This window comes from Variovorax sp. SG517, assembly GCF_013376045.1.
In the GTDB taxonomy this organism is placed as follows: Bacteria; Pseudomonadota; Gammaproteobacteria; order Burkholderiales; family Burkholderiaceae_C; genus Variovorax.
Map to the genome: position 1 here is coordinate 305,886 of NZ_JABMJG010000010.1, position 23,062 is coordinate 328,947.

At 67.0% G+C, this 23,062-nt stretch carries 20 protein-coding genes; 11 read left to right on the plus strand and 9 right to left on the minus strand.

Features of this window, described 5'->3' with window-relative positions; translation table 11 throughout:
* Positions 1-24 precede the first annotated feature (24 nt).
* The 4 genes from rodA (at position 25) to FHT32_RS28170 (ending at position 4,725) form a co-directional block, all read left to right on the plus strand.
* Positions 25-1,179 (plus strand): rod shape-determining protein RodA, encoded by a 1,155-nt coding sequence (gene rodA / locus FHT32_RS28155; protein WP_176667848.1) that lies wholly within the window; start codon positions 25-27, stop codon positions 1,177-1,179.
* Positions 1,180-1,297: 118 nt separating this feature from the next.
* Positions 1,298-2,758: a metalloprotease TldD gene (gene tldD, locus FHT32_RS28160; protein WP_176667849.1), complete on the plus strand. Its 1,461-nt coding sequence runs from the start codon at positions 1,298-1,300 to the stop codon at positions 2,756-2,758.
* A gap of 83 nt (positions 2,759-2,841) precedes the next feature.
* Positions 2,842-3,375 carry a hypothetical protein gene (locus tag FHT32_RS28165; protein WP_176667850.1) on the plus strand — a complete coding sequence of 178 codons (534 nt, stop codon included), beginning with the start codon at positions 2,842-2,844 and terminating at the stop codon, positions 3,373-3,375.
* 231 nt (positions 3,376-3,606) lie between these two features.
* On the plus strand, positions 3,607-4,725 hold the full coding sequence (locus tag FHT32_RS28170; protein WP_176667852.1) for a 3-deoxy-7-phosphoheptulonate synthase: 1,119 nt from the start codon (positions 3,607-3,609) through the stop codon (positions 4,723-4,725).
* A 7-nt stretch (positions 4,726-4,732) separates the two neighbouring features.
* Here the strand turns inward: FHT32_RS28170 and FHT32_RS28175 are convergent, their stop codons facing one another.
* Complete coding sequence (locus FHT32_RS28175) at positions 4,733-5,242, minus strand: cupin domain-containing protein (RefSeq protein WP_176667909.1); 510 nt, start codon at positions 5,240-5,242, stop codon at positions 4,733-4,735.
* A 5-nt stretch (positions 5,243-5,247) separates the two neighbouring features.
* Positions 5,248-6,651, minus strand: a complete 1,404-nt coding sequence (gene mpl / locus FHT32_RS28180) for a UDP-N-acetylmuramate:L-alanyl-gamma-D-glutamyl-meso-diaminopimelate ligase (RefSeq protein WP_176667853.1) — start codon at positions 6,649-6,651, stop codon at positions 5,248-5,250.
* A gap of 111 nt (positions 6,652-6,762) precedes the next feature.
* Between mpl and FHT32_RS28185 the strand changes: the two genes are divergently transcribed.
* The 7 genes from FHT32_RS28185 to FHT32_RS28215 all read left to right on the plus strand — a co-directional run bounded on the left by FHT32_RS28185 (position 6,763) and on the right by FHT32_RS28215 (position 13,413).
* Positions 6,763-7,359, plus strand: coding sequence for a hypothetical protein (locus tag FHT32_RS28185; RefSeq protein ID WP_176667854.1), 597 nt, complete (start codon positions 6,763-6,765; stop codon positions 7,357-7,359).
* Positions 7,360-7,908 (plus strand): TlpA disulfide reductase family protein, encoded by a 549-nt coding sequence (locus FHT32_RS28190; RefSeq protein ID WP_176667855.1) that lies wholly within the window; start codon positions 7,360-7,362, stop codon positions 7,906-7,908.
* A 100-nt stretch (positions 7,909-8,008) separates the two neighbouring features.
* The gene (gene accB, locus FHT32_RS28195; RefSeq protein WP_176667856.1) at positions 8,009-8,479 is read left to right on the plus strand and encodes an acetyl-CoA carboxylase biotin carboxyl carrier protein; all 471 of its coding nucleotides are present in this window, start codon (positions 8,009-8,011) and stop codon (positions 8,477-8,479) included.
* A gap of 2 nt (positions 8,480-8,481) precedes the next feature.
* Complete coding sequence (gene accC / locus FHT32_RS28200; protein WP_125948340.1) at positions 8,482-9,831, plus strand: acetyl-CoA carboxylase biotin carboxylase subunit; 1,350 nt, start codon at positions 8,482-8,484, stop codon at positions 9,829-9,831.
* A gap of 114 nt (positions 9,832-9,945) precedes the next feature.
* Positions 9,946-10,836, plus strand: coding sequence for a 50S ribosomal protein L11 methyltransferase (gene prmA, locus FHT32_RS28205; protein ID WP_176667857.1), 891 nt, complete (start codon positions 9,946-9,948; stop codon positions 10,834-10,836).
* Positions 10,837-10,921: 85 nt separating this feature from the next.
* The gene (locus tag FHT32_RS28210; RefSeq protein WP_176667858.1) at positions 10,922-12,451 is read left to right on the plus strand and encodes a zinc-ribbon and DUF3426 domain-containing protein; all 1,530 of its coding nucleotides are present in this window, start codon (positions 10,922-10,924) and stop codon (positions 12,449-12,451) included.
* 59 nt (positions 12,452-12,510) lie between these two features.
* The gene (locus FHT32_RS28215; RefSeq protein WP_176667859.1) at positions 12,511-13,413 is read left to right on the plus strand and encodes a carbohydrate kinase family protein; all 903 of its coding nucleotides are present in this window, start codon (positions 12,511-12,513) and stop codon (positions 13,411-13,413) included.
* 103 nt (positions 13,414-13,516) lie between these two features.
* Here FHT32_RS28215 and FHT32_RS28220 read toward each other — a convergent pair whose 3' ends face one another.
* The 7 genes from FHT32_RS28220 to FHT32_RS28250 form a co-directional block, all read right to left on the minus strand.
* On the minus strand, positions 13,517-14,026 hold the full coding sequence (locus tag FHT32_RS28220) for a histone H1-like DNA-binding protein (protein ID WP_019656794.1): 510 nt from the start codon (positions 14,024-14,026) through the stop codon (positions 13,517-13,519).
* Between the two features lie 195 nt (positions 14,027-14,221).
* A complete protein-coding gene (locus FHT32_RS28225) occupies positions 14,222-15,478 on the minus strand; it encodes a ribonucleotide-diphosphate reductase subunit beta (RefSeq protein WP_176667860.1) in 1,257 nt (418 codons plus the stop codon).
* A gap of 193 nt (positions 15,479-15,671) precedes the next feature.
* The gene (locus FHT32_RS28230) at positions 15,672-18,587 is read right to left on the minus strand and encodes a ribonucleoside-diphosphate reductase subunit alpha (protein WP_176667861.1); all 2,916 of its coding nucleotides are present in this window, start codon (positions 18,585-18,587) and stop codon (positions 15,672-15,674) included.
* Between the two features lie 349 nt (positions 18,588-18,936).
* Entirely contained in the window at positions 18,937-19,542 is a 606-nt protein-coding gene (gene ampD, locus FHT32_RS28235) for a 1,6-anhydro-N-acetylmuramyl-L-alanine amidase AmpD (protein ID WP_176667862.1), read from the minus strand.
* Positions 19,529-21,100, minus strand: coding sequence for a sigma-54 dependent transcriptional regulator (locus FHT32_RS28240; RefSeq protein WP_176667863.1), 1,572 nt, complete (start codon positions 21,098-21,100; stop codon positions 19,529-19,531). The genes ampD and FHT32_RS28240 overlap by 14 nt, the downstream gene beginning before the upstream one ends.
* 4 nt (positions 21,101-21,104) lie before the next feature.
* Complete coding sequence (locus tag FHT32_RS28245) at positions 21,105-22,802, minus strand: nitrogen regulation protein NR(II) (protein ID WP_176667864.1); 1,698 nt, start codon at positions 22,800-22,802, stop codon at positions 21,105-21,107.
* Positions 22,799-23,062: a PP0621 family protein gene (locus tag FHT32_RS28250; RefSeq protein ID WP_176667865.1), complete on the minus strand. Its 264-nt coding sequence runs from the start codon at positions 23,060-23,062 to the stop codon at positions 22,799-22,801. Before FHT32_RS28250 ends, FHT32_RS28245 begins: the two co-directional genes overlap by 4 nt.

Sequence of the window (23,062 nt, forward strand, 5' to 3'; positions counted from 1 at the left end):
GCGGGGCTGGGATAATCCGCCCTCATGTCCGCCGTGTTCAATCAGCCCTCCCTGGCGCGTCGAATTGCGCCCATCTTCCAGGGCTTCGACGGCTTCCTGGCCTTTGCCGTCCTGCTGCTCGCCTTCGCCGGGCTGCTCACCATGTATTCATCGGGTTACGACCACGGAACCCGTTTCGTCGACCACGGCCGCAACATGCTGCTGGCCGGTTTCATCATGTTCGTGGTGGCGCAGGTGCCGCCACAGCGGCTGATGCTGGCGGCGGTGCCGCTCTACACCATGGGCGTGGCGCTGCTGGTGGCGGTGGCGCTCTTCGGCATCACCAAGAAGGGCGCCCAGCGATGGATCAACGTGGGCGTGGTGATCCAGCCCAGCGAAATCCTGAAGATCGCCATGCCGCTGATGCTGGCCTGGTGGTTCCAGCGGCGCGAGGGCCAGCTGCGGCCGCTCGACTTCGTGGTGGCGACGGTGCTGCTGGCGGTGCCGGTGGGGCTCATCATGAAGCAGCCCGACCTGGGCACCTCGCTGCTGGTGCTGGCGGCGGGGTTGTCGGTGATCTTCTTCGCCGGGCTGCCCTGGAAGCTGATCGTGCCGCCGGTGGTGATCGGCGCGGTGGCCATCACGCTGATAGTGAGCTTCGAGTCGCGGCTGTGCGCCGACGGCGTCGACTGGCGCGTGCTGCACGACTACCAGAAGCAGCGCGTGTGCACGCTGCTCGACCCCAGCAAGGACCCGCTGGGCAAGGGCTTCCACATCATCCAGGGCATGATCGCCATCGGCTCGGGCGGGGTGGGCGGCAAGGGCTTCATGCAGGGCACGCAGACGCACCTCGAATTCATTCCCGAGCGCACCACCGACTTCATCTTCGCCGCCTATTCCGAGGAATTCGGGCTCATGGGCAACCTGGCGCTGATCTCGGCCTTCATCCTGCTGATCTTCCGGGGGCTGGTGATCGCGGCCAATGCCGGGACGCTGTTCTCGCGCCTGCTGGCGGGGGCGGTGACGATGATCTTCTTCACCTACGCCTTCGTGAACATGGGCATGGTCAGCGGCATCCTGCCGGTGGTGGGCGTGCCGCTGCCGTTCATCAGCTACGGCGGCACGGCCATGGTGACGCTGGGGCTGGGTCTGGGGATCCTGATGTCGATTGCCAGGGCGAGGAAGCTGGCCCAGAACTGAGGCAGGCCAGGAACATCGGGGAACCGGCTTCGCCGGCCCCCTGGTGTTGCCCCCGGTCGGGGGGTGGCGAAGCGACACGAAGTGCGCGCAGCCTGGGGGCGAGCCCTAGAATCCCGAGATGATCTCTCGCGAACCCACCATCGAGCGCCTCGCCACGGCGCAACAGCTCCTTCTCACGCCGTTCGGCCTCGACGAATCGCACCTGAGCAAGGCCCTGGCCGAGATCACCGCGCACCGGGTGGACGACGCCGACCTGTACTTCCAGTACACCCGCAGCGAAGGCTGGAGCCTCGAGGAAGGCATCGTCAAGACCGGCAGCTTCAGCATCGACCAGGGCGTCGGCGTGCGCGCGGTCAGCGGCGAGAAGACTGCCTTCGCCTACTCCGACGACATTTCCGAGGCCTCGCTGCTCGATGCGGCACGCACCGTGCGCTCCATCTCTTCCGCGGGCCGCGCCGGCAAGGTGAAGACCGCGCCCCGCAAGATCGCCTCCAGCCGCTCGCTCTACCAGGGCATCGACCCGATCGCCACGCTCGACAGCACCGCCAAGGTGAAGCTGCTCGAGAAGGTCGAGAAGCTCGCCCGCTCGCGCGACCCGCGCGTGGCGCAGGTGATGGCGGGGCTGGCCAGCGAATACGACGTGGTGCTCGTGGCGCGCGCCGACGGCACGCTGGCCGCCGACGTGCGGCCGCTGGTGCGCCTGTCGGTCACGGTGATCGCCGAGCAGAACGGCCGACGCGAGATCGGCTCCGGCGGCGGCGGCGGGCGCTTCGGCCTTGCCTACTTCACCGACGAGCAGATCGCCGAATACGTCGACCATGCTGTGACGGCCGCCCTGACGAATCTCGACGCCCGCCCGGCCCCCGCCGGCGAAATGACCGTGGTGCTCGGCTCCGGCTGGCCCGGCATCCTGCTGCACGAAGCCATCGGCCACGGGCTGGAGGGCGACTTCAACCGCAAGGGTTCGAGCGCGTTCTCTGGCCGCATCGGCCAGCGCGTGGCGGCCAAGGGCGTGACGGTGCTCGACGACGGCACCATCGCCGACCGCCGCGGCTCGCTCAACGTCGACGACGAGGGCAACGCCAGCCAGCGCAATGTGCTGATCGAGGACGGCATCCTCAAGGGCTACATCCAGGACGCACTCAATGCCCGCCTCATGAAGGTCAAGCCCACCGGCAACGGCCGCCGCGAGAGCTACGCCCACGTGCCGATGCCGCGCATGACCAACACCTACATGCTCGGCGGCGACAAGGAACCCGGCGAGATCGTCGCGAGCATCAAGAAGGGCCTGTACGCCACCAACTTCGGCGGCGGGCAGGTCGACATCACCAGCGGCAAGTTCGTGTTCTCGGCCAGCGAGGCCTACTGGGTCGAGAACGGCAAGATCCAGTACCCCGTGAAGGGCGCGACCATCGTGGGCAACGGCCCCGACGCGCTCACCCGCGTGACCATGATCGGCAACGACATGGCGCTGGACTCCGGCGTCGGCACCTGCGGCAAGGAAGGCCAGAGCGTGCCGGTGGGGGTCGGCCAGCCCACCCTGCGCATCGACGGCCTGACTGTAGGTGGAACGGCTTAGGACTTTCGGCACTTGTGTACTGTTTCTTCCGGTTGCTAAGCTGCGCTCCTTTTTTGCGAACGACGAGTTCAAGGAGCAATTCGATGGGGAACAGGATCAATTCGCCCGCCATGCTGTGGGCCGCGGCCGCCGTGGTGGCGCTGGCCACCGCAGGTTGCGCATCCCGCGGCGGTTCGGGCAGCCAGCCCGAGGCGGCGCCCGCTGCTGCGGCTCCGGCGCCCGCCGCGCGTGGCGGTTCCAGGGCCGGCATGGATGCCCAGGGCAATGTGGTCGACTCGTCAAAGGTCGAAGCCGGCAGCGGCAAGACGGTCAAGGGCCTGAACGGCTACGAGGGTGAGATCACCGGCAACCCGGCTCGCAACAGCAAGTTCGCGCGCCTGCAGATCGGCATGAGCGCCAGGCAGGTCACGGACATCGCCGGCCAGCCCACCGACCAGGGCGCATATGTAACCGGCAAGGCCTTCATTCCGTTCTATTTCGGCAGCGACCGCCATCGTTTCGAGATGACGTACAAGGGCCAGGGCCGCCTGATCTTCGCGGGCGGCGGCATGGGGGACTTCTCCTCCGGCAACCTGATCTGGATCATTCACAACCCCAACGAATCGGGCTACCGGTAAACAACAGCAGGCCCGGTCTCTTGACCGGGTTTTGCTTTTCCGTGCTACATTGCCAACCCATGTCCGCTGTCCGCGCTTACTTTTTTGCCTACTTTTGGTTCCCGGTTTCCGGCGGACGAGAGGCGAGCGCGTAAAAAGCACACACGAATACCCTCCCAGAACCGCCGGTGGCCTCAAGCCCCCGGCGGTTTTTTTATGCCCTGACGAAACCACTCCAACAAGGAAGCACCCATGAGCACGAACACTGCCCCCGCCAGCGACAGCTGGTATGCGAACGTCGAAAAAACCAGCAAGACCGACGACGAACGCATCAAGGACATCAACGTGCTGCCCCCTCCCGAACATCTGATCCGCTTCTTCCCGATCCGCGGCACACCTGTTGAAACCCTGATCGAAGGCACCCGCCGCAGCATCCACAACATCATGGCCGGCAAGGACGACCGGCTGCTGGTGATCATGGGCCCGTGCTCCATCCACGACCCGGCCGCCGCGCTCGAATACGCCCGCCGCCTGAAGGCCGAGCGCGAGAAATACGCCGGCACGCTGGAGATCGTGATGCGCGTGTACTTCGAGAAGCCGCGCACGACGGTCGGCTGGAAGGGGCTCATCAACGACCCGTACCTGGACGAGAGCTTCCGCATCGACGAAGGCCTGCGCATCGCGCGCCAGCTGCTGATCGACATCAACCGCCTGGGCCTGCCGGCGGGCAGTGAGTTCCTCGACGTGATCTCGCCGCAGTACATCGGCGACCTGATCTCCTGGGGCGCCATCGGTGCGCGCACCACCGAAAGCCAGGTGCACCGCGAGCTGGCTTCGGGCCTGTCGGCGCCCATCGGCTTCAAGAACGGCACGGACGGCAACATCCGCATCGCCACCGACGCCATCCAGGCGGCGGCGCGCGGCCATCACTTCCTCTCGGTCCACAAGAACGGCCAGGTCGCTATCGTGCAGACCAACGGCAACCGCGACTGCCACGTGATCCTGCGCGGCGGCAAGGCGCCCAACTACGACGCCGCCAGCGTCGAGGCTGCCTGCAAGGACCTGGAGGCCGCCAAGCTGCCGCCCACGCTCATGGTCGACTGCAGCCACGCCAACAGCTCCAAGCAGCACCAGAAGCAGATCGACGTGGCGAAGGACATCGCCGCGCAGATCGCGGACGGCTCCAAGCGCGTCTTCGGCGTGATGGTCGAGAGCCACCTGCAATCGGGCGCCCAGAAGTTCACGCCGGGCAAGGACCAGCTTTCGGGCCTCGAATACGGCAAGAGCATCACCGACGCCTGCCTGGGCTGGGAGGACTCGGTGCAGGTGCTGGACACGCTCTCGCAAGCGGTCAAGCGCCGCCGGGGCTGAGCGGGCCCTAGAGCAATTCGGCCAGGTCGGGCCAGTGGTGCCGCATCGACGCAGCCTCGTCGCTGTCGGGCGGCACCAGGGAGAAATCGGCGAAATCGAAGCCCGGCCCGACCATGCAGGCGACCAGCGTGTAGTCGCCCGAACTGTGGCTCTGGATCGGCTGCGCCGCCTGCCACTGGCCGGCGGGCACCACGTGCTGGGGGCGAGTGCCGTGGACGTCGACCGGGCCCAGCCGCGTGTGGGCCGGCGCGGTCCGCATCGCAGCGTCGCAGGTCCACAGCGCGAGCGGCACGCCTTCCAGGTGCACCCAGACTTCGTCGGACAGCACCCGGTGCCAGCGCGAATGCTGGCCCGCTTCGAGCAGGTAGTAGATGCTGGTCAGCGCGCTGCGCGGCGCGCGGCCATCGGCCGGGGTGACGCTCGATGCGGAGCGGAACACCTCGCCGTACCAGCCGCCTTCGGGGTGCGGCTGCAGCTTCAGCGTCTCGATCAGTTCGCGGGCACGGGCGGCGGACATGGCGGTCATGATGCGGCCGGCGCGCGCAGGGCGGCAAGCAGTTTGTCGTGCACGCCGCCGAAGCCGCCGTTGCTCATGCAGACGATGTGATCGCCCGGCCGCGCTGCGGCGACGAGCTGCTTCACCAGCGGCTCGATGGCCCCGGCGACGTGCGCGCGCTCACCCATCGGCGCGAGCGCGGCGGCCACGTCCCAGTCGAGCCCGGCCGTGTGGCAGAACGACAGGTCGGCCGATTCCAGGCTCCACGGCAGCTGCGCCGCCATCACGCCCAGCTTCATCGTGTTGCTGCGCGGCTCGAAGGCGGCCAGGATGCGCTCACTCTTGCGGCCGGCGTCGTCCAGCTTCTTGCGCAGGCCGTCAAGCGTGGTCCGGATGGCGGTGGGGTGGTGGGCGAAATCGTCGTAGACCGTGATCGCGCCGCCTTCGCGCTCGACCGTGCCGCGCAGTTCCATGCGGCGTCGCACGTTGCGGAAACTGCCGAGCGCCCGGGCCGCATCGGCCGGCGCCACGCCCACGTGCTCGGCCGCGGCGATGGCTGCCAGTGCATTCATCTGGTTGTGCAGGCCGGAGAGTTCCCATTCGACCCGGCCGACCGTCTCGCCGCGCAGCAGCACGTCGAAGGCGTCGTGCGTGCCGCTCGCCTGCCATTCGCCCTTGGCGCCGAAGCGCGCGAGCTCGCTCCAGCAGCCCTGGGCCAGCACGCGCTGGAGGCTTTCTTCCGTTGCGTTCACCACCAGCCGCCCGGTGCCCGGCACGGTTCGCACAAGGTGATGGAATTGGCGTTCGATGGCGGCCAGGTCGTCGAAGATGTCCGCGTGATCGAACTCCAGGTTGTTCAGCACCGCGGTGCGCGGCCGGTAGTGCACGAACTTGCTGCGCTTGTCGAAGAAGGCCGTGTCGTACTCGTCGGCCTCGATCACGAAGGCGGGGCCGTCGCCCAGCCGGGCCGAGACGCCGAAGTCCAGCGGCACGCCGCCGACCAGGAAGCCGGGGGACTTGCCGCCTTTTTCGAGGATCCAGGCGAGCATCGAGGTGGTCGTCGTCTTGCCGTGGGTGCCGGCCACCGCCAGCACATGGCGCCCCAGCAGAACGTGCTCGGCCAGCCACTGCGGGCCGCTGGTGTAGGGCTTGCCGGCATCGAGGATGGCTTCCATCAGCGGGAACTTGGGGCTCCCGTCGGCCAGCCGTGCGCGGGACACCACGTTGCCGACCACGAACATGTCGGGGGCGAGCGAAAGCTGGTCGGCGCCGAAGCCCTCGATCAGGTCGATGCCGAGGGCGCGCAGTTGGTCGCTCATCGGCGGGTACACGCCGGCGTCGCAGCCCGTGACCCGGTGGCCGGCTTCGCGCGCGAGGGCGGCCACGCCGCCCATGAAAGTGCCGCAGATACCGAGGATATGAATGTGCATCGGTCGATTCTAGGTAAGCGATGCGCCGGCCCCTCTGCGGGCGCGTGCGTTTGTCCCGGGCTTCGTACTGATGTTCATGTGAGGGGCGCCTACTGCGGGCAAAATGCCCCGATGGACACGTCCAAGCGCGAAATCGCCGCCGCAGCAGCCCGCCTCGTCGTCGAGGAGGGGCTCGAGTACGGCCCGGCCAAGCGCCGGGCCCTGCGCGACCTGGGGCTTCCCACGCGCACCGCGCTGCCGAACAACGACGAGGTCGAGGCCGAGGTGCGCGAGTACATCGAACTCTTCTGCGCCGACACCCAGCCGCAGGAATTGCATGCATTGCGCCTGCTCGCGCTCGAATGGATGGAGCGCATGGCGGCCTTCCGCCCCCACGTGGGCGGCGCCGTGTGGCACGGAACCGCCACCCGGCTGTCGGACATTTATATTCAGTTGTTCTGCGATGATTCCAAATCGGCGGAGATAGCGCTGATCGATCACCACGTCGACTACGAGCCGCGCATGGTGACCGGCTTCCACGGCGAGCAGGTCGAGGCCCTCAGCGTGCATGCGCCGAGCCGCGCGCTCGGTGAGGAAATCGGCGTGCACCTGCTGGTGTACGACCTCGACGACCTGCGCGGGGCGCTGAAGCCCGATGCGCAGGGGCGCGTGCCGCGCGGCGACCTTCCCGCACTGCGCCGGCTGATTGAACGAGAAAAGGACAAGTGAATGACTTCTTCGCCCACCCGACGCGGCATGCTCTATGCCGGCGTGGCGGCAGCGGCGGCGGCCGCCGGCGCTGGTGGCGCCTGGTGGAAGGAGCGCGGCAGCAGCGCGGGCGGGGGTGAGATGCTCGATGCGGCCTTCTGGGCCCAGAGCTTCGAGCGGCCCGAAGGCGGTAACCTGGTCCTGTCCACCCTGCGGGGCAAGCCGCTGCTGTTGAACTTCTGGGCGACATGGTGTCCGCCCTGCGTCGAGGAAATGCCCATGATCGATGCTTTCTTCCGCCAAAACGGCGCGAACGGATGGCAAGTGGTGGGATTGGCCATCGATCAGCCCAGCGCCGTGCGCAAGTTCCTGCAGCGTACGCCCGTCACCTACCCGACCGGCCTGGCCGGTCTGCAGGGCACCGAACTGGTCAAGAATCTGGGCAATACGGGCGGCGGGCTGCCCTTCACGCTGGTGCTGAATGCCAACGGCTCCGTGGCTGCCCGTAAAATGGGCAAGCTCGAGACCACCGACCTGGACACTTGGCGGCGTGAACTGGTTCATGGTTAGAATCAGTTCCTTACGCTGGCGTTAGACGCCGAACGCCGAAAATCACCGATTTTCGAACAAGTTATGCCCTGAAGACCGGCTCAGCCGGCACTGGAGTCTCATGGATCTGCGCAAACTCAAGACACTGATCGATCTGGTGTCCGAATCGAATATTTCCGAACTGGAAATCACGGAAACCGAAGGCAAGGTTCGCATCGTCAAGGGCGGCGGCGCCGCCCCGGTGCAGTATGTGCAGACCCTGGCGGCTCCCCAGGCCGCCGCGGCGGCGCCTGTCGCTGCAGCCGGTGCTCCGGCGGCTCCCGTGGCCAGCACGCCGGCGGCCGAGGCCGCACCGGCCGGCCATGCAGTGAAGTCGCCGATGGTCGGCACCTTCTATCGTTCGTCCAGCCCGGGCGCTGCCGCGTTCGTCGAGGTCGGCAGCAAGGTCAACGAGGGCGACACGCTCTGCATCATCGAGGCGATGAAGATCCTCAACGAAATCGAAGCCGACAAGTCCGGCACCATCACCCAGATCCTCGGCGAAAACGGCCAGGCGGTCGAATACGGACAGCCGCTGTTCATCATCGAGTAAGCATGTTCAAGAAGATCCTGGTTGCAAACCGGGGGGAGATTGCCCTCCGGATTCAGCGTGCTTGCAGCGAGTTGGGCATCAAGGCCGTGATGGTCTATTCGGAAGCCGACCGCGACGCCAAGTACATCAAGCTCGCGGAAGAGGCTGTCTGCATCGGCCCCGCCCCATCGGCTCAGAGCTATCTCAACATGCCGGCGATCATCTCGGCGGCCGAGGTGACGGACGCCGAGGCGATCCACCCCGGCTACGGCTTCCTGAGCGAGAACGCCAACTTCGCCGAGCGCGTGGAGCAAAGCGGCTTCCAGTTCATCGGCCCGACGCCCGACAACATCCGCACCATGGGCGACAAGGTGTCGGCCAAGCAGGCGATGATCAAGGCCGGCGTGCCCTGCGTGCCCGGTTCCGAAGGCGAGCTCTCGGACGACGCGGCCACCAACAAGCGCATTGCGCGCGCCATCGGCTACCCGGTCATCATCAAGGCGGCGGGCGGCGGCGGTGGCCGCGGCATGCGCGTGGTGCACACCGAGGCGGCCCTGGTCAACGCGATCCAGATGACCAAGGCGGAAGCCGGCGCGGCCTTCAACAATCCGGCCGTGTACATGGAGAAGTTCCTCCAGAACCCGCGCCACATCGAGATCCAGGTGCTTGCCGACAAGCACAAGAACGCGGTCTATCTCGGCGAACGCGACTGCTCCATGCAGCGCCGCCACCAGAAGGTGATCGAGGAATCGCCCGCGCCCGGCATCCCGCGCAAGCTGATCGAGAAGATCGGCGAGCGCTGCGCCGCCGCGTGCAAGAAGATCGGCTATCGCGGCGCCGGCACCTTCGAGTTCCTCTACGAGAACGGCGAGTTCTACTTCATCGAGATGAACACGCGCGTGCAGGTGGAGCACCCGGTGACCGAGTTCACCACCGGCATCGACATCGTCAAGACGCAGATCATGGTCGCCGCCGGCGAGAAGCTGCCGTTCACGCAGCGCCAGATCCAGATGCACGGCCACGCGATCGAGTGCCGCATCAACGCGGAAGACGCCTGGAAGTTCACTCCCTCGCCGGGCCGCATCACCATGTGGCATCCGCCGGGCGGCCCGGGCGTGCGCGTCGACTCGCATGCGTACACCAACTACTTCGTGCCGCCGAACTACGACTCGATGATCGGCAAGATCATCGTCTACGGCGACACGCGCGAGCAGGCCATGGCCCGCATGCGCACGGCGCTGAACGAGACGGTGATCGAAGGCATCCAGACCAACATCCCGCTGCACCGCGAGCTGATGGTCGACGCCAAGTTCATGAGCGGCGGCACCAACATCCACTACCTCGAAGAGTGGCTGGCCGCGCATAAACGATGAACACCCCCAGGCTCCGCGCACTTCGTGTCGCTTCGCCAACCCCCTCGCCGGGGGCAACACCGGAGGCCCGGCAAAGCCGGTTCCTCGGTGTTCCTGGTGAAGAGGGAGCTTGTCATGTTTGAACTTCGCCTGATGGCGCCGGAAGACCGGGTCGAGACGCTGTGCGAGGCGCTCGATGCACTCGATGCATTGAGCGTGTCGGTGGAAGACGCCGACGCGCAGACCGATGCCGAGCAGGCGCTGTTCGGCGAGCCGGGCATGCCGCCGCCCAAGGAGGGCTGGCAGCGTTCGCGTGTGATCGCGCTGTTTCCCGAGGAAGCCCAGGCGAAGGAGGCTTCGTCGGTGCTTGCGCTGCAGGACTTCTTCGAAGGCTGCGAGGTGCTCGGCATCGCGACGGTGCCTGAGCAGGACTGGGTGCGGCTCACGCAGTCGCAGTTCGCGCCGGTCGAAGTCACGCCCGAGTTCTGGATCGTGCCGACCTGGCACGAGCCGCCCGAGCAGGCGAAGCAGGTCATCAGGCTCGATCCGGGCCTGGCCTTCGGCACCGGCACGCATCCCACCACGCGCATGTGCCTGCGCTGGATCGCGACGCGAGGCGAAGGCGCGCTGGCCGGCAAGCGCGTGCTCGACTACGGCTGCGGCTCCGGCATCCTGGCGATCGGCGCCGCGAAGTTCGGCTCTACCGACATCGACGCCGTCGACATCGACGAAGCGGCGGTCTCCTCGACCGTGCTCAATGCCGAAGCCAACGGCGTGAAGCTGAAGGCCGGCCTGCCCGATGCCGCCAAGGGCGCATACGACATCGTGCTCGCCAACATCCTGGCCACGCCGCTCAAACTGCTCGCGCCCTTGCTGCGCGGCCATGTGAAGGCGGGCGGATCGCTCGTCATGGCCGGCATCCTCGAGCGGCAGGCCGACGAACTGAAAGAGGCCTACGCGCCCTACGCAACGCTCGAAGTCAGCGATGCCGAGGACGGCTGGATCCTCATGACCGCTCGCTGCTGAGCGGTCGTCGCGCGCGGCTGGCCGGCTTTTTGCGTCGCCTCGCGGCCCTCCCGCGGCGAGGGCGCAACCCTACAATCGCCCGGTCATGAGCCTCGTCACGCGCTGCCCCGCCTGCACCACCACCTTCAAGGTGGTGCGCGACCAGCTTCGCATCTCGGATGGCTGGGTGCGCTGCGGCCGCTGCAGCAACGTGTTCGATGCCACGCTCGACCTGCACGAGACGCCCGAAGGGGCCGGCGGCACTGCCGTTGCACCCGGTGCGGCGCCGGCGGGGCAGGGCGGCGGCTACATGCCGGGGCTGGTCGGGCAGCCTGCTGCGGAGCCGGCGTCCCGGCCCGAACCTCCAGCGCCGCCACCATCTCCCAAGGCGCCTGAGCCCTGGCCCCAGGCCGAAGCAGGGTCGACCGATCAGGAGTCACTGCCGTCGTCCACCGAGGATGCGGACTTCTTCGAAGACGAACCCGAACATCAGCGCCAGCGTCAGGACTGGCATGCGCATGAGGATCATCTGCTTCCGCCCGACGCCCTGGTGCTCGACCACACCCCGGCGAACCTGCGGCCGCCCCCGGTGCAGCCGCCTCCCCCTGCGCCGCCAGCATCGCCTCTGCCCGCGTTCTCGCTGACCTTGCCCGAGCATGGCCTCACCGCCGACGAGCCGTGGTCCGACCTCGACACCACGCAGCCCGCCTGGAAGCCGCCGGCGAGCACGCTGCCGCCGTTTCCGAACATCGACCTGAACCTCGCGTCGCCGCCGCCCCCTCCACCCCCGCCGGCGCCGCCGCTTCCGGTCACGCCGCGCGTATTCAAGACGCGCGCGCTCATCGAGCGCGCGAGCGATGACGATGCCGATGGCGCGGCGAACGAGCGCGAGCAGCTCGAGAAAGACCATGACCAGGTGCAGATGCAGAAAGCGCTGCGCCGCGCCCGCATCAAGTCGGCCAAGATCGCGAGCGCCAAGGCGCGCGAGGAGCGCGCGGCCGCGAAGGCGCCCGTCGTTGTGGCGCGCGAAGAGGCCGAAAGCGAAGTCGACAGGCTTGATCCCGTGCTCTCCCCGGTCTTCGAGCCGCCGCCGGAGCATCACTTCGCGGAAGACGACGAAGCCCTGGAAAAGGTGCCGGGCTTCTGGCAGCACAGGGGCGTGCGCGTGCTGCTGGTTCTGCTGGTGGTGCTTGCGGCATTGCTGCTCGTCCTGCAGATCATTCGCCACGAGCGCGACGGCATCGTCGCGCGCCAGCCTAATCTGCGGCCTGCGCTCACGGCGCTGTGCCAGTACACGGGCTGCGAGCTCGGCGCGCTGCGCCAGATCGGCGACATCGTGATCGAAGGCGCGGCCTTCGCGCGCGAGAAGAGCGGTAGCAACGACTACCGCCTGAGCTTCACCCTGCGCAACAGTGCCACCGTGCCGCTGGCGATGCCGGCCGTCGAGCTCTCGCTGCTCGACACGCAGGAGCGCGCCGTGGTGCGCCGCGTGCTGATGCCGTCGGACTATGGTGCTCCCGCAGTGCTGGCCGCGCGTGCCGATCGTGCCGCCTCGCTGCCTCTGACCTTGTCCGCTTCCGAGGCAGCGGCGCTGCCGCCCGTCGCGGGTTATCGCGTCGAGGCCTTCTATCCCTGAGCGGGGCGCGCGCACGCGTCCCTCTTGTTTCATCCACTCAACACAACCAACGGCTAACCATGGCAGCAGTGATTTGCGGTTCCCTCGCATTCGACACCATCATGACTTTCGAGGGCCGGTTCGCCGACCAGATCCTTCCCGACCAGCTGCACATCCTGAATGTGTCCTTCCTGGTGCCCACGCTACGCCGCGACTTCGGCGGCTGCGCGGGCAACATCGCCTACAGCCTCAACGCGCTGGGAGGCACGGCGCTGCCCATGGCCACGCTCGGCAGCGACGGCGCCACCTACCTCGAGCGCATGCGCTCGCTGGGCATCAGCACGGAGTTCGTGCGCCAGCTCGACGACACCTTCACCGCGCAGGCGATGATCATGAGCGACGTCGACAACAACCAGATCACCGCCTTCCACCCCGGTGCGATGCAGCAGGCGCACATCACCAAGGTGGCCGCGCGCGAGGACATCAAGCTGGGCATCGTCGCGCCCGACGGCCGCGACGCCATGCTGCAGCACGCGGAGCAGTTCGCCGCCGCGGGCATCCCCTTCGTGTTCGATCCGGGCCAGGGCCTGCCGATGTTCGATGGCGAGGCACTGCGCCATTTCGTCGAGCTCGCGAGCTGGGTGGTGGTGAACGACTACGAAGGCAAGATGCTGTCGCAGCGCACCGGCTGGAGCCTGGCCGAGATCTCGAAGCGCGTGCGCGGCCTGGTGGTCACGCTGGCGGCCGAGGGCTGCGAGGTGTGGACGAAGGGCGAGCGCGAACACGTGCCGGGCGTGGTGGCCACCGAGGTCGTCGAGCCCACGGGCTGCGGCGATGCATGGCGCGGCGCGCTGCTCTTCGGTCTGGAAAAGGGCTGGTCGCTCGCGCAATGCGCGGCACTGGGCAACAAGGTCGGCGCGATCAAGATCGCGCAGCGCGGCCCGCAGAACTACGAGATCGATCGCAAGGCGCTGGGCTTTTGAACTTCTTCCCCGCGAGGGGATGGATGCCGGCAGGGCCGGCGCCATAAAAAAAGCCCGGCACCGTGAGGTGCCGGGCTTTTTGCCTTCAAGGCCGCTGAGAAACTCAGGGCTTGCTGGCCGTGGGGAACGGCCAGGCTGCCTGGGGGTTCAGCGTCGTTTGCGCCGCAGGGGCAGGCGCTACGGCGGCAGCCTTGGCAGGGGCAGCGGCCTTGGGAGCCTTCTTCGCAGCAGGCTTCTTGGCAGCAGGCTTTTTCGCGGCTTTCTTGGCCGCAGCCTTTTTGGCAGGGGCCTTCTTGGCAGCAGCCTTTTTGGCAGGCGCCTTCTTGGCAGCGGCCTTCTTCGCCGGGGCCTTCTTGGCAGCAGCCTTCTTCGCAGGCGCCTTCTTTGCTACGGCCTTCTTCGCCGGAGCCTTCTTGGCAGCGGCCTTCTTGGCCGGTGCTGCCTTCTTCGCTGCTACCTTCTTGGCAGGAGCCTTCTTGGCAGCGACCTTCTTGGCCGGTGCCTTCTTGGCGGCTACCTTCTTGGCAGGAGCCTTCTTGGCGGCGACGGCCTTCTTAGCCGGAGCCTTCTTTGCAGCGGCTTTCTTAGCCGGAGCTTTCTTTGCAGTTGCCATTTCTATTTCTCCTTGATCAAGTTGAAAAATCAACCTATTGAAGCACTCCACGCACGTTGGGTAACGTGAAGCGATTCATGGTGTTGGAATCTTTGCTCCAGCACCATGAACACCTGAGCCCTCGTCCATGCCGCGCTCTTCGGCGCGATCGGTGGCAAGGGCAATTCTTGAATTCATTAATTCTTGTCGAAAGATTCAATCCCAGGAGAGCGCGCCACCCGACTGGTATTCAATCACGCGGGTTTCGAAGAAATTGCGCTCTTTCTTCAGGTCAATCATTTCGCTCATCCACGGGAACGGATTTTCTTCGTTCGGGAAGAGCGTTTCGAGGCCGATCTGCTGGGCACGCCGGTTGGCGATGTAGCGCAGGTAGCCCTTGAACATGGAGGCGTTCATGCCGAGCACGCCACGGGGCATGGTGTCTTCGGCGTATTTGTATTCGAGCTCGACGGCGCGCAGGAAGAGCGCCTTGATCTCCGCCTTGAACTCTGCGGTCCAGAGACCTGGGTTCTCGAGCTTGAGCTGGTTGATCAGGTCGATGCCGAAATTGCAGTGCATCGACTCGTCGCGCAGGATGTACTGGTACTGCTCGGCGGCGCCGGTCATCTTGTTCTGGCGGCCCAGCGCGAGGATCTGCGTGAAGCCGACGTAGAAGAAGAGGCCTTCCATCAGGCAGGCGAACACGATGAGCGACTTGAGCAGCTTCTGGTCGGCCTCGGGCGTGCCGGTGTGGAAGTTGGGGTCGCTGATGGCGTCGATGAACGGGATCAGGAACTGGTCCTTCTCGCGGATCGACGGCACTTCGTTGTAGGCGTTGAAGATCTCGCTCTCGTCCAGGCCGAGCGACTCGACGATGTACTGGTACGCGTGCGTGTGGATCGCTTCCTCGAAGGCCTGGCGCAGCAGGAACTGGCGGCACTCGGGCGCCGTGATGTGGCGGTAGGTGCCCAGCACGATGTTGTTGGCGGCCAGCGAGTCGGCGGTCACGAAGAAGCCGAGATTGCGCTTGACGATGCGGCGCTCGTCTTCGCTCAGGCCGTTCGGATCTTTCCACAGCGCGATGTCGCGCGTCATGTTCACTTCCTGCGGCATCCAGTGGTTGGCGCAGGTGGCGAGGTACTTCTCCCACGCCCACTTGTACTTGAACGGCACCAGCTGGTTGACGTCGGTCTGGCCGTTGATGATGCGCTTGTCGGAAGCCTTGACGCGCTGGGTGGATTGGGTGGCGGCGGCAGGCGTTGCTGCTGCAGAAGATGCGGTGGCAACCGGGCGCACTGCAGCGCCGTCATCGAGCGTGCTGAAGGTGCGGAGGGCGGGTTGCGCGATCGACGAAGTCGGAGCGTCCACCGAACGGCCTGCGGGCAACCCGCTGGTCGATGCGTTGTGGTGCTGCAAACCTTGTTGCATATCCTTTGGTAAGGAGGGCTTGACTTCTTCGTCCCAGGTCAACATAGAAAAATCCAATGCTCAAATTATCGGAGTAACGATGTGAGTTGCAAAGTGCTCGTTCACATCGCACGCCATTTATGTGGTTGTTATGTTGCTCGCATGCATCGCGCGATGTCAGTCAATGGCTTCATTGAATGAACGTCGCGCGATTTTTTCGCATGCACCTCACTGATTCACGGTCGCGAGCATCGACGCGTCATTGGCACGCTTCGCAGGTCGGATCGTCCACGCCGCAGAACGCGATGTCGGTGGCGGGAATCGCGCTCATCTGAGCCTTTGCCGCAGCAGCGGCGGCTTCGAGCGCGCTCATGCCCGAAGGTGCATCGCTGCCCGACGACACCGCGTTGAGGCGGCCCGACTGCACCGTCGACTTCTCGGCGTGCGTCGCGCTCTGCGTGCGCAGGTAGTAGGTCGTCTTCAGGCCGCGCAGCCATGCGAGCTTGTAGGTGTCGTCGAGCTTCTTGCCCGATGCGCCGGCCATGTAGATGTTCAGCGACTGCGCCTGGTCGATCCACTTCTGGCGACGCGCGGCGGCTTCCACCAGCCAGGTGGTCTCGATCTCGAACGCGGTGGCGTAGAGCGCCTTCACGTCCTGCGGCACGCGGTCGATGGGGCGCAGCGAACCGTCGAAGTGCTTCAGGTCCATCACCATCACGTCGTCCCACAGGCCCAGGCGCTTGAGGTCGCGCACCAGGTAGTGGTTTATCACGGTGAATTCGCCCGAGAGGTTCGACTTGACCGAGAGGTTGCCGAAGCACGGCTCGATCGAGGCGTCCACGCCGATGATGTTCGAGATGGTCGCGGTCGGGGCGATGGCCACGCAGTTCGAATTGCGCATGCCGTCGGCCTTGATCTTCGAGCGCAGGGCGTCCCAGTCGAGGGTGGCCGAGCGGTCGACCTCGACGTAGCCGCCGCGTGCCTTCTCGAGCAGGTCCAGCGAGTCGATCGGCAGGATGCCCTTGTCCCACAGCGAGCCCTTGTAGCTCGAGTACTTGCCGCGTTCCTTGGCCAGCTCGGTCGAGGCCCAGTAGGCGTGGTAGCAGATGGCTTCCATCGACTCGTCGGCGAACTGCACGGCTTCCTGCGAGGCGTAGGGAATGCGCAGTTCGTACAGCGCGTCCTGGAAGCCCATCAGGCCCAGGCCGACCGGACGGTGGCGCAGGTTCGAGTCGCGCGCCTTCTTCACGGCGTAGTAGTTGATGTCGATCACGTTGTCGAGCATGCGCATCGCGGTCGACACGGTCTTCTTCAGCTTCTCCTGGTCGACCTTGCCGTCCTTCAGGTGCTGCAGCAGGTTCACCGAACCCAGGTTGCACACGGCGGTTTCGGTGTCGCTGGTGTTCAGCGTGATCTCGGTGCACAGGTTCGACGAGTGCACCACGCCGGCGTGCTGCTGCGGCGAGCGCACGTTGCAGGCGTCCTTGAACGTGATCCAGGGGTGGCCGGTCTCGAACAGCATCGTGAGCATCTTGCGCCACAGGTCGGTGGCCTGGATGGTGCGGCTCGGCTTGATCTCGCCGCGGGCGGCCTTCTCTTCGTAGGCGACGTAGGCCTTCTCGAAGTCGGCGCCGAACAGGTCGTGCAGGTCGGGCACGTTGGAGGGCGAGAACAGCGTCCAGGTGCCCTTTTCCATCACGCGGCGCATGAACAGGTCGGGGATCCAGTTGGCGGTGTTCATGTCGTGCGTGCGGCGGCGGTCGTCGCCGGTGTTCTTGCGCAGCTCCAGGAACTCCTCGATGTCGAGGTGCCAGGTTTCCAGGTACGTGCAGACCGCGCCCTTGCGCTTGCCGCCCTGGTTCACGGCCACGGCCGTGTCGTTCACCACCTTCAGGAAGGGCACCACGCCCTGCGATTCGCCGTTCGTGCCCTTGATGTGGCTGCCGAGCGCGCGAACGCGGGTCCAGTCGTTGCCCAGGCCGCCGGCGAACTTCGACAGCAGCGCGTTTTCCTTGATCGACTCGTAGATGCCGTCCAGGTCGTCGGGCACGGTGGTCAGGTAGCAGCTCGACAGCTGCGAGCGCAGCGTGCCGGCGTTGAACAGGGTGGGCGTGCTCGACATGAAGTCGAACGACGACAGCACTTCGTAGAACTCGATGGCGCGCGCTTCGCGGTCGATTTCATTCAGCGACAGGCCCATGGCCACGCGCATGAAGAAAGCCTGCGGCAGCTCGATGCGGGTCTTGCGCACGTGCAGGAAGTAGCGGTCGTACAGGGTCTGCAGGCCGAGGTAGTCGAACTGGTTGTCGCGCTCGGGCTTCAGGGCCGCGCCCAGGCGGGCCAGGTCGTACTGCAGCAGCTTCTCGTCGAGCAGGTCGTTGTCCACGCCCTTCTTGATGAACTGCGGGAAGTAGTCGGCGTAGGCGGTGGCGCGCTCGGCGGGCAGCACTTCGCGGCCGATGATCTCCTTGAAGATCGTGTGCAGCAGCAGGCGCGCGGTGGCGAAAGTGTAGTCGGGGTCCTTCTCGATCAGCGTGCGGGCAGCCAGGATCGAGGCCTTGTAGACCTCGTCGAGCGGCACGCCGTCGTACAGGTTGCGCATCGTCTCGGCGACGATGGGGGCGGCGGTGATGCTGTCGCCCAGGCCTTCGCAGGCCGATTCGATCAGGCTCTTGAGTTCGTTCAGGTCGAGCGCGACCCGCTCGCCGTTGTCCAGCACGTGCAGCGCGGGCGCGGCCGGCACTTCCTGCTCGCCCTGCTTCGAGCGTTCCTGCGTGCGGCGTTCGCGGTACAGCACGTAGGCGCGGGCGATCTCATGGTGGCCGCCGCGCATCAGGCCGAGTTCGACCTGGTCCTGCACGTCCTCGATGTGGAAGGTGCCGCCGCCCGGACGCGAACGCACCAGCGCGCGGATCACGCCCTGCGTGAGCACGTCGACCGTCTCGCGCACGCTGGCCGAGGCCGCGCCCTGGGTGCCGTGCACCGCCAGGAAGGCCTTCATCATCGCGATGGCGATCTTGTTCGGCTCGAAGGGAACCACGGCGCCGTTGCGGCGGATGATCTGGTAGTGGGCCAGGTTCTGGCCGGTGGGCGAGCCGGCAGTGTCTCGCTGCGGCTGCGACGGCGTGGAGGGGATGGCACGCGGGGTCGATTGGGGGTTCAGGGCTGTTTGCATTCGCTTCCTCTCGGTTGGCAATTCTTGTTGGATGGCGGCACCTGGTCCGGCGCCGCACCGGTGTACGGGACCGGACGGAAGACACTATATCTAGGGTGCAAGGGGCATACAACCCACTAGATGTAGCGTTTTCGAAAGGATACAAGGATTGCCGGTATTACTTCCGCAATAGGCCACGGGCGAAGATGCCCCGTGAATACTGGCCTATGGTCACGCAACCCGCATGGGGCGTGGCTTGCAGGCCGATTTGGGCCTGCAAGGCGCATGGTTGCTGCATCGCACGTTTGCGATTTTCGCATTGCTGCGCCGCGGGAACGGCGCATCGCGAGGCGCCGCGCGATTGAAAAAATTAGAGCCGCCTGAGCTGCTCGGGAAACATCTGTGGATTCCAGCCCAGCTGTTCGCGCAGCAGGCGCCAGTCGAAGCCCGCGCCGGGGTCCTGCTTGCGGCCCGGCGCGATGTGCTCGTGCCCCGCGATGTGGGCGACCGGAAAGTGCTGCGCGATGGCGGCGCACACGCTCGCGAGCGTCTCGTATTGCGGCTCCTCGAAGAGGCCTCCTTCGAGGCCCTCGAGCTCGATGCCGATGGAGTCGTCGTTGCAGTTGCCGCGGCCGCGCCACGACGACACGCCGGCGTGCCAGGCGCGATCGTCGCAGCTCACGAACTGCCAGAGTTCGCCGTTGCGCCGCACGAAGAAATGCGACGAAACCTCCAGCCCGCGGATCGACTGGAAATAGGGATGCGCGTCCCAGTCCAACTGGTTGGTGAAGAGCTTTTGCACCGCGTCGCCGCCGTATTCGCCGGGCGGCAGGCTGATCGAGTGCAGCACGATGAGGTCGATCTGCGCGCCCTGCGGCCGGGGCCCGAAGTTGGGCGAGGGCAGGGCCTTTGCGAAGCGGTACCAGCCGGCCTGCCAGAGTCCGTCTTCGGCCGGGGCTTCTTCAGTCGTCGGCATTGCTGCTGCTCGCGCCGTCGTCGCCGTTGGGCGTGGTAATGCCCAGCCGCGCGATGCGGTAGCGGATCTGGCGCAGGCTCATGCCGAGGCGCGCGGCGGCCGCGGTGCGGTTGAAGCCGCTCTCGTGCAGCGCGCGCACGAGAATCTCGCGCTCCTGCTGGTCGAGGTAGGCCTGCAGGTCGGAGGGCAGCGGCGGAGGTGCGGCCTTCGCAGGCGCGACCGGCGCGGCGATCGGCTGTGCAGCCGCCGGGGCGAGGGGAGCATCCGCAGCCGGCGACAGCGCAGCCGGCGCGGATGCCGCGGCTTCGGCCGCGGCCGTGAAGCCGCCCATCAGGTCGAGATGCAGTTCGTCGCCGTCGTTCAGCGCCACCGCGCGGTGCAGCAGGTTCTCGAGCTCGCGCACGTTGCCGTTCAGCGGATGCTGCGCGAGGCGGCGCAGCAGGTCGTCGGACAGGTGCGGCACCGGCAGCCCGCCGTCCTGCGCGATGCGCGAGAGCAGCGCGTTGCACAGCGCGGGCAGGTCCTCGCGGCGGTCGCGCAGCGCGGGCACCGCGATCTCGATCACGTTGAGGCGGTAGAAAAGGTCTTGCCGGAAACGGCCGGCCTGCACTTCGGCGTGCAGGTCCTTGTGGGTGGCGCTCACGATGCGCACGTCGACCGCGTCTTCCTGCGTCGAGCCGATCGAGCGCACGCTGCGCTCCTGGATCGCGCGCAGCAGTTTCGACTGCATGGCCAGCGGCAGGTCGCCGATTTCGTCGAGGAACAGCGTACCGCCGCGCGCGGCCTGGAAGTAGCCGTCGCGGTCCTGCGACGAGCCGGTGTAGGAGCCCTTCTTCGCGCCGAAGAATTCTGCCTCGAGCAGGTTTTCGGGAATCGCGCCGCAGTTCACCGCGACGAAGGGGCCTTCGCTGCGCTGGCTGCAGGCATGCACCGCGCGCGCGACCAGTTCCTTGCCGGTGCCCGATTCGCCGCGCACCAGCACCGGCGCCATGCCGCGCGCCACCTTGGCGATGCGCGACTTGACCAGGCGCATCGGCTCCGACTCGCCCACGAGGCGGTCGAGCGCGGCGATGCCGGTGCCGGACGTGGTCGCCGCCTCGGATGCCGCACTGTTGTTGCTGCTCGCGGGCGCCGCCTGAGCAGGCTTGACCGCCGGCTGAGGCGCCGTCCGCGCCTGCACGGCGGACGCCACGACCGCGCGAAACTGCTTGAGGTCGACCGGCTTGGTGAGATAGTCGAAGGCGCCGGCCTTCAGCGCCTCGACCGCGTTCTCGGCGGAGCCATAGGCGGTCATCACCACGCAGCGCTCGCTGCGCTGGTCCTTCTGGATGCGGTGGATGATCTCCATGCCCTGCCCGTCGGGCAGCCGCATGTCGGTGATCACCGCGTCGAAGCGGCCGGCTTCCAGGTGCTGCCAGGCTTCGGACACGCTGCCCGCAGCCTCGACGCGATAGCCCTCGCGCAACAGCGTCAGCTCGTAGAGCGTGCGCAGGTCGGGCTCGTCGTCGATGACCAGGATCTGCGCCGGGCGCTGGGTGGAAGAGGTCGGGGTGCTCACGGCGCTATTGTGTCAGCCGGTTTTCGCTGGCGGCGAAGCTGACGAAGAATTCGTTGCCCTCGGCCCCGCCCGGCACCAGCGCGCGCCGCTCGTAGCCGATGGTGGCGCCGTGCCGCCGGCACAGCTCGCGGCAGAGGAACAGGCCCAGCCCGCTGGAGCGGCTCTCGGAAGAAAAGAAGGGCTCGAAAAGGTGCCGCTGCACCGCCGGTTCCAGCGGCGCGCCGTCGCTCCACACCATCAGGCTCGGGCGGTTGCTGCCGCTGCGCTGCTGCGCGGTCAGCACCTGGATCGCGCCTTCGCGCGTGCTGGCGTAGCGCGATGCGTTGTCCAGCAGGTTCACGATCAGGCGGCGCAGGTGCTCGGCGTCGAAGCGCACGTCGCAGTTGGCCGCGTCGAGCGACACCAGCACGCCCTTGCGCTGGGTCTGGCGCACCCATTCCTCGGCCAGCGCCTGCACGGCCGGGTCGAGCACCAGCTGCTCGCCCAGGGAGAGCACGCGCTGCTGGCGCGCGCGGGAGACGTCGAGCACGTCGTCCACGATGCGCGCGAGGCGCTGGGCGTTGTGCTGCACCATGCTCGTGAGCTTGCGGTGCGCGGGGTCGGTCAGGTCTTCGCTGAGCAGCGCGCTGGCCTGCGTGATGGCGGCCAGCGGGTTGCGGATCTCGTGCGCCACGGCCGCCGACATGCGGCCCATCGCCGCCAGCTTCTCGGTGCGGATGCGGGCCTCGAGTTCGCGCAGGTCCTGCAGGAACATCACGCAAAGGCTGTCGGCGCGCTTCTCGCTGGTGGGCGTGAGCCGCGTGCGCACGCGCACCTCGCGCGCCGCGCCTCGCGCCTGCGCCACGGGGATTTCCTCCGACTGCGGCGCCCGCCGCGCGAAGGTCTGGCGCGCCAGCGCCGCCAGCGCATGCCAGGCCGGCTGGGCGTGCAGCGGGAACGGCAGCGTCAGCTTCGCCAGCCCCTGGCCGAGGATGGCGTCGGCCGCCGGGTTGGCCGCATGCACCAGGCCTTCGGCATCGATCACCAGCACGCCTTCGCTCAGCGTCTCGATCACCAGGTCGTTGACCTGTGCCTGCATCTGCGCGCTGCTGCGGTTGCGCTGCGCCACCGCCTCTTCGCGGGCCAGGCGGCGGGCCATCTCGTGCGCGAGCAGCGCCACCACGAAGAAGCCGGTGCCCGTGAGCGCCGCCTGCACGAAACGCGGCGACGAGTCGCCCGACTGCTGCAGCCAGTGCCAGCCCGCATCGGCCAGGAGCAGCAGCGTGACGGTGGCGGAGGTGCCCAGGCTCACGATCATGGTGCCCAGCACCGCGCTCATGAGCACCGGCAGCGCGAACAGCGGCGTGTAGTTGACGTTGCCGCCCTGCAGCACCTGCAAGGCGGTGAAGGCCGCCAGGTCGATGCCGATGGTCAGCAGCCACAGCGGCGTGAAGCCGCGGATCGGCGGCTTGAAGGCCGTGTAGCGCATGCCCAGCCAGGCCGCGACGAGGTAGAGCGCCGAGATGCCGATGGCCGCAGCCTGCATCGTCTGGCCGATCGCGAAGGCCACGCCCTGCAGCAGCACCAGCACCAGCGCGACGAAGCAGCGCGCGCCCATGAAGCCGCGCCAGAGCCGGCCCAGCGCCGTGGTCTCGCCGGGGCCCTGGTCGAGCACGTCCCAGTCGGTGACCGGCTCGCCGCGCGACCAGAGGGGCGTGCTCATTGCCGGGCGGCGGCTTCGCGGTGCGCGGTGCTGCAGTAGACCGCGCCGCCGGGGCCGGCGATGGCCTCGGTCGCGGGCAGGTGCAGCCCGCAGTGGGCGCAGCGCACCATCGCCTGCGGCGTGCCGGCCGCCGTGCGCTGCTGCTGTTGCTGCGCCTTGGCCGCGCGCTCGCGCATGGCGTCGCGCATTTCTTCGCGCCGGTTCTTGCGCCAGAGCCAGATCGCGACCCAGAGCACCGCGAGGACGAGGAGGTATTTCAT